Below are 9,477 nucleotides of genomic sequence, written 5' to 3'. Positions count from 1 at the left end.
CTCAATGGTGACGCGGGGTGGAGCAGCCCGGTAGCTCGTCAGGCTCATAACCTGAAGGTCGCAGGTTCAAATCCTGCCCCCGCAACCATGAACATTCCTCTCCCCCCATACACAACGGCCCAGCCCAGGCCGCTTCGTGTGCTCGCGCCGTGGCGCCGCACACGCGCCGGCAGAACCCAAGAGGGGGAGCACGCCGCAGGGAGAGCACCTCGCGAGTGCAGTTGGCTATACCCGCGACGCGCTCGGCAACCGGACCTGGTCTGACATGACGCCGGGATTTTTCTCCAAGCTTAATTAGGCGATTTGAACGCCGTCCGTGCCTGGTGCCGGGAGGTCGGGGTGAAGTGGCGCTATATTGCCCCGGGCGAGCCTATGCAGCGTGGCCATGTCGAGAGCTTCAACGGTCGCATTCGCAACGAGCTGCTCAATGAGACCCTGCTTCCAAGCCTGGACCATGTCTGCGTGGTGATCTTCGCTTGGGCAGACGACTACAACCAGGAGAGGCCGCACTCATCGCTTGGATACGAGACCTTGGGGCCTTCGCCACTGAACTGCATAAGCAATGGCATGCTTCGCTACGCCTTCCGCCGCGCGGGCCATGCTCAACCGGCGCTCATGCGTAACGGAGCTGCCCGGCTTTTATCCGAGTTGGTGGAAACCTAGGGGTAACGTCACCAGTACCGAGGAGATTCTAGTACGGCATGATTCGTCAGGCGGCCTCGATTCTCATACCACGGCCGGCTGTATCGAGGTAGAAGGACCAGCCAATGGCATCCTAAACCGGTACGGCTTGGTCATGCGCGCGGGGCAGGGTTGCTCGGCGTTCACGAAGCCCGCTTGGTATCCGGGCAGCGAGCCCGGTATCATCATGCGCCGGTTCGTCCATGAGCTTATCGAAATGGCTCCACATTCGGCATCCTACCGTCGAACGATATCCAACGCCGCATTCGTGCTGCGGGCATAAGAAAAGGCGGCCTTTCGGCCGCCTCTTCCCTCCTCTCCAAACCGTGTTGGCCGGGCTGTCCTTGCGCAGTCCCTGGCCGATCTGGAACTCTATCAGCCGCCCGTCGAATCGGAGTCGGCTGCCGCCATGCGATCGCCCTGCATGTAGGGGATCGGGTTGACGGCTTCACCGTCGACGCGGACTTCGTAATGGAGGTGCGGGCCGGTCGAATTGCCGGTGGTGCCGACGAAACCGATCACGTCGCCCTTGTGGACCATCTGGCCTTCGGCAACGTTGAGGCGCGACATATGGCCGTAACGGGTTTCGAGATCGCCGCCGTGTTCCAGCGCAACGAAGAGGCCATAGCCGCCGAACCAGGCGGCCTTGCCGACGACACCGTCGGCAGTGGCATAAATGGGCGTGCCGATCGGGGCGCCGAGATCGATGCCCTTGTGGGCACGGCGACCGCCGAGGATCGGGTGGTTGCGCATGCCGAAGCTGCTGGTCAGCTTGAGACCTTCAAGCGGCGTGCGCGAAGGGATCGAGACCGCGCCAAGCTTGGCGGCACCGGGGATCGAAGGCTTGGCCTTGGCCGAAGCCAGACCGGTTTCCTCGAAGTTCTGCCAGGAGCTGAAGAGGTTGTGGAACTGTTCGTCTTCTCCGCCGGCCGACTGGTTCGCGGCCTGGGCCGAGCGAAGCGGGGCGGAAATGTCGGCAGCGGCAGCGCTGCTGTTGGCCATCGCCGGGTGAGCGGCGACGAGAGATCCTGCGACGGCGACGGCACCGGTCACTGCGCGGAACTTGGCGAAGAATTTCGTTACGACCACTCGCAATACCTTGTTATCCGCCGCGAGCGTTAGCTTGCGACGCCTGTATTTATGACGAACACGCACAGTGGCGCTTCGCGCAAACCCTTAACTGGAGATGGTCGGAACCCCCCGCCGTCTCGTGATCTGGAGATATGCCGAACGATTGCGATCAAGCAAGACTGGCGTAGAGATCGCGCGGTAAACCGGCTGCGAGGCGCGCCGAGTCGTTGAACGGCGGCTTAACAGCCCCTCCAAAGTGGCGGGAAACCAGGGTTTTCCAGAGGTCGTTCCGGCTCTCGTTCAACCGTTCGGCGACCTCGGCGAAATGAATTGCGCCGAACCGAACGTGCCGGATTTCATCGTCAAGGATTCGTTGGAGGATGCGCGCGCCGCGCTCGTCGCCATTGGCTTTCACCCGATCGAGGGTGGCCGGGGTAACATCCAGGCCGCGTGCTTCGAGCACCATCGGCACGACGGCGAGCCGGGCTGCCACGTCATGCGCGGTCTTTCCGGCCGCTTCCCAAAGGCCGTCATGCGCGGGCAGGGCGCCGTAATGGCTGCCGAGGCCGCGCAGATGACGGTCTATCAGCGCATAATGCATGGCCTCGTCGGCGGCGACCGAGAGGAAATCGCCCACGAAGCGTTCGTCCATCTCGCCGCCGAATCGACCCGCCATGTCCAGTGCAAGGTCGATGGCCACGAATTCGATATGGGCGAGGGCGTGCCAGAGTGCGATTCGCCCGCGTTCCGAGCCGCCCTTGCCGCGCTTGGGCATGCGGCTCGGGGGCAGAAGTTCCGGCGCTTCCGGCCGTCCCGGGACCGTGGGCATGGCCACGTCGAACACGAAGGAAAGCCGGCCGAGCCGCCAATCGCGCGCGACCTTGCGCGTCATCATGGCCTTCGCGCGTGGATCGCATTCGAGCAGCGCCTCGCGGATCGCGGAAGCGACGGATCGGGTCATTACCGGCGAACGGGACATCAGAGGGCCTTCGCGGCCTCCAGCACCTGCTGGGCGTGGTCCTTGACCTTCACCTTGTTCCACACACGGGCGATCTTGCCGTCCGGTCCGATCAGGTAGGTGGTGCGCACCATGCCCATATAGGTACGCCCGTAGTTCTGCTTTTCGGTCCAGATGCCGAGTGCGTCGGAGAGGCCGTTTTCCTCTGTGTCCGTGGCGAGCGGGGCCTTGAGATCGTGCTTGGCGATGAAATTCTGGTGCCTTTTCGCCGAGTCCTTGCTGACGCCGAGGAGTGCGGTGCCTGCCGCTTCGAACTGATCCTTCAGGGCCGAGAACTCGATGTTTTCGGTGGTGCAGCCCGGGGTGCTGTCCTTGGGATAGAAGAACACCACCAGCTTGCGCCCCGCGAAGTCCGAGGCCTTGATGCTGCCGCCTTCGGGCGTTTCGAGCGCGACGTCGGGGAAAGTGTCGCCGGTTTCGGGAAGGCGGGTGGTCATCGGGAAATCTCCAGTGCTTCGTCGAAGGCCTCCGCCCATGCTGCCGCCACTTGCGCGCGGGCCTGGGCCAGGCTGGTTTCGAGGTCCTGCCAGTCGCCATAGCCGCATGCGCGAACAAGCGCCATGCAGGCGGCGCTGACCGGCTTGAGCGAATCGGGCGCCAGCAGGCGGGCGGCCACGAGCAGGCGGGTCAGCACGTCGTGTGCCTGCTGCAGGCTGTCCGGGAGCAGGGACTGCGCAGTGAGCAGGCGCAGCGCCTCACCCAGATCCGCATCCAGGCCGGCGCCGCTGCGAAGCTGGGTGAAGTGAACCAGGAATTCGAGATCGACCAGCCCGCCGCGCATCAGCTTGACGTCGAGCAGACCCTTGGGCGGTTTGTGTTCGGCCATGCGCGCGCGCATTTCCAGGACGTCGGTTCGCAGTTTCACCGGATCGCGCGGCGCGGTGAGGACGTCGCGGACGATTGCGGCGAGGCGGCCGCGCGCCTCTTCGCTGCCGTAGAGCGCCCGCGCGCGGCAGAGCGCCATGTGCTCCCAGGTCCAGGCCTGCTCCTGCTGGTAGCGGGCGAAGCTTTCGAGACTGGCGGCGGGGGGGCCTTGCTCTCCGGAGGGGCGCAGGCGCGTGTCCACTTCGTAGAGCGCGCCCTCGGCCGTCTGCACGGAGAGCGCGGCGGTCACGCGCTGGGACAGGCGGTTGTAGTAGAGCGTGGCGCCAAGCGGCCGGCGGCCGTTCGATTCGCCCGCAAAGTCGCCGGTGAACAAGTAGATGAGATCGAGGTCGGAGGCATGGGTGAGCACGCCGCCGCCCATCCGCCCGAGGCCCAGCACTGCCAGCTCGCTGTCCGGCACTTCGCCGTGAACCTCCCGGAATTCCGCCACGGCGGCATCGGTGAGAACCACCAGCGCGGCTTCGGCGATGCGGCCGAGGGCATGGCCGATCTCCAGCGGATCGTTGACCCCTTCGATCAGCTGCACGCCGAGAGCGAAGCGGCGATCGCCGACTTTGCGGCGCACGGTGTTGAGCTTGCGCTCGTAATCGTCACCGGGTTCGAATCGCCCGAATTCGTCGACCAGCTCGGGCAGGGTGCCGGGCAGGTCGAAGGCGCTGGCGTCGATCAGCGGGTCCAGCAGGTCGGCGCGGCGGGCGAGTGCATCGGCCAGCGGCGGGGCCAGGCTGAGGATCCGCGCCAGCCGTTCGATCAGGGCGGGGCGCGCCTCCAGCAGGCGGAACAGGTTGATCGCCGTGGGCAGGTTGTTGAGCAGTTGCTCCCACCGCGCCATGGCGCGCTCCGGTTCCGGTGCAGCGGCCAGGGCGGCGAGCAGTCCGGGGCGGATCGCCTCGAAAGCCACTCTGGCGGCATCGGACCGCAAGGCGCGCATCCGGCCGGAGAGCCAGCCCTCGATCCGCGAGACCATGGCGTCGGGATCGGCGAAACCCATGCGCATGAGTTCGTCGCGCAGATCCTCCTGAGCCGGCGCCGGCACGGCTACCGCGGAGCCTCCGCCGGTTCCACTGCCCGGCGGCAGGTTGGCCATGACCAGTGCATCGTAGCGCTCGCCCACGGCATCGGTGATCCGGGTCAGTTCGGCGATCAGTGCCGCGCCGTCCGGCAGGCCGTCGAGCCGGGCCACTTCGTCAAGCAGGTCTTCCTTCACGGGCAGCGAATGGGTCTGCTGATCCTGCATCATCTGCAGGCGGTGCTCGACGGTGCGCAGGCGGTCGTAGCTTTCGCCCAGCAGGCGGGCATCCTCGGGCGGGACCAGGCCCGCTTCGGCCAGGGCGTCGAGGGTGGCGCGCGTCCCGCGCAGGCGCAGCGCGGGGTTGCGGCCGCCGTGGATGAGCTGGTGAGTCTGGGCGTAGAACTCCACCTCGCGAATGCCGCCGCGGCCCTTCTTGAGGTCGAAGCCGGGGCCGACCGTCACGCTGCCGCGGCTATTGGCGCGAATCTGCGCGGTGAGGCGACCGATCTCGGCAATGGCGCCGAAATCGAGGCTCTTGCGCCAGACGAACGAGCGGATCGCGGCGAGGAAAGCCTCCCCCGCGGCAATGTCGCCCGAGCAGGCGCGGGCGCGGATGAAGGCGGCGCGTTCCCAGGCCAGGGCGGATGATTCGTAATGAGTCAGCGCGCCGTTGATCGAGATCGCCAGCGGACTGACCTCGGAGGCCGGGCGCAGGCGCAGATCGGTGCGGAACACGTAGCCCTCGTCGGTCACGCCGGCCAGCGTTTCCACCACGGCGCGCGCCACGCGCTGGGCCGCTTCGCCCGGTTCGTCGCGTTCGCGGCGGGGGAGCAGCTGGGGATCGAACAGCAGGATCGGATCGATGTCCGAGCTGTAGTTCAGCTCGCCCGCGCCGTGCTTGCCGAGGGCGAGGGCCAGGAAGCCGGCCGGCTCGGCATCGGGCACGCGGCGGCGGATGCCTTCCGCGATGGCGGCGTCCAGCGCGCGGTCGGCCAGGGCGGACAGTTCGCCCGTCACTTTGAGCAGCGGGAAGGCTCCGGCCAGGTCGCCGATGGCGAGCGCAAGGGCCAGGGCCTGCTTCTCGCGCCGCAACGCCGCGCCGACGCTGGGCGCGCCTTCGCCGGCGGCACGCGCCCAGTCCAGGGCGGCATCGCCTTGTCCGGCGGCGAGCCGTTCGGTCAACGCGGGCAGGCGGTCCAGCGCGCTGGAGAGGTAGGGAGCATGGGCGCGGGCACGGGCGATCGCGCCGGTCCAGTCGGCCTGAGGTGCGGCATTGGGTTCGGCATCCATCCCGGCTTCCTGCCCGCCGCTGCCGCGCAGGGCAAGCGCCTGCGGGCACGGGAATGCCAATTCGGCGCGGCAGGCCGGCGTACCCGGTGACATTGCGGCATTGCCCCGAAGGCGGCGCTCTTCTATCGGCTCGGCCATTCGCGGCGGCAGGCCTTGCTCCGCGGCTGAAGGAGGTTGCCCCGTGACGTTCGCCCTTCCCCCCGAATGGCATGCCCAGGACTGGATCTGGATCGGATTTCCGCACGATCCCGTCGAATGGCCGGGTTTCCTCGAAGCCGCGCAGGAGCAGATGGCCGCTTTCGCATCCGCCGTTGCCGAATCGGGGCAGGAAGTGCGCCTGGTCGTGCGCGATGAGGCCAACCGGGCGCGGGCGGCCTCGCTGGTCTCTTCGAAAGTGAATCTGGAAGTGCGCCATTATGGCGACGTCTGGCTGCGCGATACCGGGCCGCTGGTCGTGGCCGACGGCAACCGTGCGCTGAAGGCGATGCGGTTCGGTTTCAATGGCTGGGGCGGCAAGTACCTGATGGACGGCGACCAGGAGATCGGCGCCGAACTGGCGCGCGATGCCGGGCTGGATGTCGAGACGGCGGACTGGATCCTGGAAGGCGGCGCGCTCGACGGGGACGGCACCGGCCTGGTCGCCACCACCGAGCAATGCCTGCTCAATCCCAATCGCAACCCGCACCTGACGCGCGGCGATCTGGAAATGCGGCTCCGGCGCGACCTCGGTTATGATCGGGTGCTGTGGCTGGGTGACGGCCTTATCAACGACCATACCGATGGCCATGTCGACAACCTCGCCCGCTTCGTGGCGGCGAACGTCCTGGCCCTGCCGCGGGCGACGGGCCCGAACGACCCCAATGCCGCCATCTATGCCGACGCCAAGGCCCGTGCCGAGGCCATGGGCGTGACCGTGCGCGAAGTCCCCTCGCCCGGCCGGGTGGAAACGGACGGCCGGATCGAGCCTGCCAGCTACATGAACTTCGCGATCACCTCCAAACTGGTGGTCGTGCCGATCTACGGCACGGAGCATGACGAAGCGGGCGTGGCGGCGATCGCGGACTTGTTCCCCGGCCGCGATACCGTGGGCATCATGGCCGACGCGGTTCTGGCCGGCGGTGGCTCGTTCCACTGCTCCAGCCAGCAGATGCCGTCGCGCTGATCGCGGGCGATCCCGGAACCACGGGGTTTAACGGATTGGCAAGGGGTTGGCGTGCATTACCGCATGCATGGCTCGTATCGTCGCACTTGCGCATGGCGCTCAGAACCTCCGGCAGGGTGAACTTCTGCGCGCCGCGCTTGTGTGCGGCTGCGCACTGGCGCTGATTCTGGCCAAGGATGTCCTGCCTTTCTGACCGCCGGTCCAACCGGACCGCGTCGGATGCCGGACAATTTCCATTTCATTTCAAAATATTTTCGATAGCGGCCGGCGGCCTGCCGTTTCTGCTGCACCGCACATCGTGTCTGCTGCGTTGCAGCAAAGAAATGTCACGCAAGTTCGATGCAATCGAAATTATCCTTCCCCAGTTTACCCGTTCGCGTATCTGGAAAAGGAGACTCACCATGCGCCACATGTCTGACGCCGAGCGGACTCGCCTTCGCCAATCGCTTGTCGGTAATTTTCTGCTATTGCTCTTCGGTCTGGGCGTGCTGGGCTTTCTCGTCGCCATCGACAGGGCGGACTGGTTCACCTTGAGGCCGGTTTCGGGCACTTCTGTCGCGCTGTCGCATGCCGCCACATCGGCGCATGGAGGGGATTCCGCCAAGCAATGATCGTCACTGCCTCGCTGCAACCTGTCCAGATCTTCCGCGAAATCTGGAAACCGCTGACCTTGCTGTTCGTGTGGGACATCATCGTCACGGTGACCTATTTCGTGCTGCCCTTCCATGCGCCCGAACTGCCGGTGACGCTGTTCGGCTCTGCGCTGGCGCTGTTCCTCGGCTTCCGAAGCAATTCCGCCTACCAGCGCTGGTGGGAAGGGCGCGGCCTCTGGGGGCTGATGATCAATGCCAGCCGCAACATCGCGCGTGCGGCCCGCAATTTCATGCCCGATCCCGAGGCGGCCGAACTGAAGCGCCGCATCGTCCTGCGCCAGATCGCCTACGTCAACGCGCTGCGCTGCCAGCTGCGCCGCATCAAGCCCGATGCCGAAGTCCTGCGCATGCTGTCGCGCGGGGACGCCGATGCCTCGCTGGAGCGCGCCAACGTGGCGAACGGCATTCTCGACGAGACCGGCCACCGCATCGACGAAGCGCGGCGCAAGGGCTGGATCGACACGATCCAGCAGGCGCAGATGGAGGCCGTTCTGGTCGATATCGCCAATTCCCAAGGCGGGATGGAGCGACTCAAGAACACGCCGCTGCCCTATCAGTACCGTTTCTTCCCGATCGTCTTCACGCACATGTTCTGCATCCTGCTGCCGATCGGCCTGGTGGAGACGCTGGGCGTGGCGACGCCGCTGGGCTCGACGATCGCGGGCATCATGTTCCTGGCGGTACTCGCCATCGGCGACGACCTGGTCGATCCTTTCGCCAACACCGTGCACGACCTGCCGCTGAATGCGATGTGCCGCACGATCGAGATCGACCTTCTCCAGTCCATCGGCGAAGAAGCGCCGCCGCCGATCGTGGCCGACAAGCACGGCGTCCTGTGGTGAGCCGCTTGTGGTGAACGTCTTGTGATGAACGCCGGGCGCGCCTAGGGCGGTCACATGGCCAGAGCAGACCGCCTCGAACGCATGGACAACCGCCGTGCCGACCTTGAAACCGATTACCGCGCCGCGCTGATCGAAGCCTTGCAGGCGACGGCGGCGGGGCAGTGGGGCCTGTTCGGCCACACGAAGGACAAGCAGCACAAGGCCAAGGCGGCGCCGATGCTCGATGCGCTTGGTGAGATGGCCGAAGAGATCGACGATCTGCGCGACCAGCTGGACATGGAGCCGTTCGCGCTCCACCGCGAACTCCTTGCCGCGCGCGGGCCGGTGCAATCCGACGCCGTTGGCGAGCCGAAGCAGGCGCAGGCCTGGCTGGAGCGGCTGACTCGCGGGGGCTGATCGCCGTTTCGCCTTCGTGCTAAGGCTGGCGGCGTTTCAGCAAAGGGAATCACCGGCTCATGCGCTCGCTCAAGCGTCTCTCCAAGGATCGCCAAACCGCCAAGGCCAGCGTGGAGCTGGGTAACTGGGTCAAGCTGGATGCGCGCACCGATTTCAGCCCTGCGGGCCTGGTCGCCGTGGGTGTGCTGGTCTCCGGGATTCTGCTGAGCACCAGCGTTCTGGTCGCCGCCGCGGGACGCGCGAAGGCGCGGCGGGTGGCGGCGCGTCGGGATCGCTCGCTACCGTCCTGATTGTCGCGGGAGCGATGCGCGCGGGCGTTTACCGCCATGCCCGCGGGGGGCGGGAATCGCGCTCTTTCAAAGCCTTTTACGGGAAACGAGGAACCGTCGCCCCGCCTTCACGGGGGGGCGACGGAGAATGCGAGGCCGCGTGAGCGAGAGGCCGGCAGCGCCGATCGCGCTGCTGCC

General features: G+C 66.5%; 10 protein-coding genes, 1 tRNA gene and 1 pseudogene. 8 read left to right on the top strand and 4 right to left on the bottom strand.

Going from position 1 to position 9,477, the window contains the following annotated elements:
• The first annotated feature begins 11 nt into the window (after nt 1-11).
• Nucleotides 12-88, top strand: a tRNA-Met gene (locus tag EDF57_RS24700).
• A 218-nt stretch (nt 89-306) separates the two neighbouring features.
• Nucleotides 307-623: pseudogene (locus EDF57_RS24695) on the top strand (transposase); the annotation flags it as partial.
• Nucleotides 624-1,056: 433 nt separating this feature from the next.
• Here the strand turns inward: EDF57_RS24695 and EDF57_RS24690 are convergent.
• The 4 genes from EDF57_RS24690 to EDF57_RS24675 all read right to left on the bottom strand — a co-directional run bounded on the left by EDF57_RS24690 (nt 1,057) and on the right by EDF57_RS24675 (nt 5,957).
• Nucleotides 1,057-1,770, bottom strand: a complete 714-nt coding sequence (locus EDF57_RS24690) for a M23 family metallopeptidase (RefSeq protein WP_243654451.1) — start codon at nt 1,768-1,770, stop codon at nt 1,057-1,059.
• Between the two features lie 151 nt (nt 1,771-1,921).
• Complete coding sequence (locus EDF57_RS24685; RefSeq protein ID WP_134096293.1) at nt 1,922-2,713, bottom strand: ferritin-like domain-containing protein; 792 nt, start codon at nt 2,711-2,713, stop codon at nt 1,922-1,924.
• Between the two features lie 17 nt (nt 2,714-2,730).
• Nucleotides 2,731-3,207 (bottom strand): peroxiredoxin, encoded by a 477-nt coding sequence (locus tag EDF57_RS24680; RefSeq protein ID WP_134096292.1) that lies wholly within the window; start codon nt 3,205-3,207, stop codon nt 2,731-2,733.
• Nucleotides 3,204-5,957: a bifunctional [glutamine synthetase] adenylyltransferase/[glutamine synthetase]-adenylyl-L-tyrosine phosphorylase gene (locus EDF57_RS24675; protein ID WP_134096297.1), complete on the bottom strand. Its 2,754-nt coding sequence runs from the start codon at nt 5,955-5,957 to the stop codon at nt 3,204-3,206. Before EDF57_RS24675 ends, EDF57_RS24680 begins: the two co-directional genes overlap by 4 nt.
• A 181-nt stretch (nt 5,958-6,138) precedes the next feature.
• Between EDF57_RS24675 and EDF57_RS24670 the strand changes: the two genes are divergently transcribed.
• The 6 genes from EDF57_RS24670 (at nt 6,139) to EDF57_RS24650 (ending at nt 9,300) form a co-directional block, all read left to right on the top strand.
• Entirely contained in the window at nt 6,139-7,119 is a 981-nt protein-coding gene (locus tag EDF57_RS24670) for an agmatine deiminase family protein (RefSeq protein WP_134096291.1), read from the top strand.
• 67 nt (nt 7,120-7,186) lie between these two features.
• Nucleotides 7,187-7,312, top strand: coding sequence for a hypothetical protein (locus EDF57_RS26265; RefSeq protein WP_279587461.1), 126 nt, complete (start codon nt 7,187-7,189; stop codon nt 7,310-7,312).
• The gene (locus EDF57_RS26150) at nt 7,296-7,730 is read left to right on the top strand and encodes a hypothetical protein (protein ID WP_243841285.1); all 435 of its coding nucleotides are present in this window, start codon (nt 7,296-7,298) and stop codon (nt 7,728-7,730) included. Before EDF57_RS26265 ends, EDF57_RS26150 begins: the two co-directional genes overlap by 17 nt.
• A complete protein-coding gene (locus tag EDF57_RS24660) occupies nt 7,727-8,614 on the top strand; it encodes a bestrophin family ion channel (RefSeq protein WP_132269694.1) in 888 nt (295 codons plus the stop codon). The genes EDF57_RS26150 and EDF57_RS24660 overlap by 4 nt, the downstream gene beginning before the upstream one ends.
• 54 nt (nt 8,615-8,668) lie before the next feature.
• Entirely contained in the window at nt 8,669-9,010 is a 342-nt protein-coding gene (locus tag EDF57_RS24655; RefSeq protein ID WP_134096290.1) for a hypothetical protein, read from the top strand.
• A 59-nt stretch (nt 9,011-9,069) separates the two neighbouring features.
• Nucleotides 9,070-9,300, top strand: a complete 231-nt coding sequence (locus EDF57_RS24650) for a hypothetical protein (protein WP_132269697.1) — start codon at nt 9,070-9,072, stop codon at nt 9,298-9,300.
• Nucleotides 9,301-9,477: the final 177 nt, after the last annotated feature.

The organism is Novosphingobium sp. PhB55, assembly GCF_004368805.1.
Taxonomy (GTDB): domain Bacteria; phylum Pseudomonadota; class Alphaproteobacteria; order Sphingomonadales; family Sphingomonadaceae; genus Novosphingobium.
Note: the sequence above shows the minus strand (reverse complement) of the source record. Positions and strands in the feature narration are given on the sequence as shown.